At 29.7% G+C, this 2,257-nt stretch carries 2 protein-coding genes and 1 pseudogene; all 3 read left to right on the top strand.

Going from position 1 to position 2,257, the window contains the following annotated elements:
* Window positions 1-200: pseudogene (locus B2671_RS06520) on the top strand (TipAS antibiotic-recognition domain-containing protein); the annotation flags it as partial.
* Between the two features lie 163 nt (window positions 201-363).
* Entirely contained in the window at window positions 364-795 is a 432-nt protein-coding gene (locus tag B2671_RS06525) for a hypothetical protein (protein WP_346869681.1), read from the top strand.
* Between the two features lie 235 nt (window positions 796-1,030).
* Window positions 1,031-2,041: a YHYH domain-containing protein gene (locus B2671_RS06530; protein WP_346869682.1), complete on the top strand. Its 1,011-nt coding sequence runs from the start codon at window positions 1,031-1,033 to the stop codon at window positions 2,039-2,041.
* Window positions 2,042-2,257: the final 216 nt, after the last annotated feature.

The raw sequence follows: 2,257 nt of genomic DNA on the forward strand, positions 1-2,257 counted from the left end.
TTGAAGAAATATCAGATGCAAATAAAAAAATGCAAGAATTTTACAAGGTGGATGAAGGAGAGAATCATTGGGATCATACGGCAGAGCTTTATTTATCAAATTCCACATGGATAAAAGCCATTGATAAGCAATATGGCAGTGGTGCATCTAAATTTATTGGAGAAGCTTTAAAGTTTTATTCTGAAAATAGTAAGTCGTGAATTGAAAACTATGAAGGATTTGACATACAGAAAGAAAGTTACAAGTATTAACGTAGATACTCAAAATATGAACTGCAATTAAATAATTAGAAGTTAAAAATCGCGTAATTCAAGAAAGTGAATTATGCGATTTTTCGTAATACTACTAACGGATGTACTAAAAGTGTTATCATTTGAAGGAATAAGTAAAGTGTTGGAGGTTTCAGTTAATGAATTACTAAAGGGTGAATATATTGAACAGGAAAATGGAGAGGTGGAAAATAATAAAAATACAATTTTATTACTTAATGAAATTCAAAAACTAAAAAGAAATGAATCATTAGTTGGGGGCTTATGTGCATTATTGATATCATATATTACAGTAATTTATTCTGCAATATATAAACCAGGTATAAAAGCTTATGAACAATTTTTTGTGGGATTTATTAGAGCTATCAGTACAGGTTGTCTTGTTACAGGAATACTTCTTATATTTAATGCCTGGGTAAAGTACTCAATAAGAAATTCAAATAAAGATAAAAGAAAATTAAGCAAGTGGTTAAGAGTAACTTTAGATGATGGAGTTAAAGAAAAAGTAAAATGCTCATTAATGTAATTTTATTCATTAAGAGGAGATTTAGTATAAGTGGACTACTCCAATTTTTATAGGGAGGAGTAGTTCACAGTATACCCGATGCAATTTTTCGAAAAAAGCACAACTTGGAAACTAGTTACGATTCTACAAATATATACAAAATAATCTTTATTATACCATGAAAGTGTTTTATAATTTATGTGAATATAAAATTATAGGAGGTGAAATCTTAATATAGTACATATTAAGAATTGTCATGGAAAAAAAGATTAAGAGGATTGTTTGCATTTTAGTTGTATTACTTTCATTATCGCAAACAAGTTATGCACATTCAGGTAGAACTGATTCAAATGGGGGACATAAAGACAATAAAAATGCTTCAGGATTAGGGGGTTATCATTATCATCATGGACTTGGACCACACTTACATCCAGGAGGAGTTTGTGAACTTGTGGGAGGAGGAGGAGATAGTAATACTCCTGTAAGTTCACCTAAGGGTGGAAGAGATAATAGTACTCCTGTAAGTCAACCTAAGAGTTATTATGATGATGGATATAACGATGGTTATGTAGGAAAAGAGTCTAATAGTTCTTCAAAATCTAAAGAAGGCTATTCTTCTGGGTACAATGATGGAGTTAATAAATTAAAATCAGAAAAAGACCAAGCATATAATACTGGATATGATGATGGTCGTGAAGGGAAAAATTCATCTGAGTCATCACAAGGTGAAAAGTTAAAGAAATCATATAGTGATGGATATACTAAGGGAAGAAATGAATATATAGAAAATAATAAAGAAATCTATAAAAACTATGGCATAGAAGATGCAGCAGCAACAAAGGAAAAAAGAACCTTAGAAAATTCATTGGGACAAGCAATAGTTGAATCGTATAATAAGGCATATGATGAGAAGATACAAGAAATAAAAAATGAATACAATGAACTTGGATATAAATATTACATTGGAAAAAAAGAACATAAAATACAAAAATTTGAAAGTAATAAGCTAGAATATTGGTTTAAAGAAGGTTATGATAAGGCCGAAGCACATATGAAAGAAGCCATAAAGGCAGCATACGATAAAGGAGTTAATGGCGAAAAAATAGAATTGAAAGAAGAGTATGGTAACTATTCTCAAGAAATAAACGAATCCTATACTCTTGGAAATAAAAAAAGAACTACAAGAAACATGATTGCTGGAGGAGCCTTTGTTACTGTTGTAAGTGGAGTAGGTGTAGTAGCTATAAAAAAAAGAAAGAAAAAGTAAAAATAGTATAGACACTTATAGATGGTAAGATGATTAAGTAGTGCTGATTCTATGAAAGAAAGAAGTAGCTAAAAATTTAAGATATGAACTTTAATACAGATAGGCTCTAAAATAAGTCTATCTTATTTTACAATAAATAGTTTATTTGGTACTATATTAGTGTATTAGATACAAGGCATCTTCAAAAAACACATGTTGTGTTTTGAGGTGGAAAAA

The sequence above is a fragment of the Clostridium sp. UBA5119 genome (assembly GCF_002414285.1).
In the GTDB taxonomy this organism is placed as follows: domain Bacteria; phylum Bacillota; class Clostridia; order Clostridiales; family Clostridiaceae; genus Clostridium_J; species Clostridium_J sulfidigenes.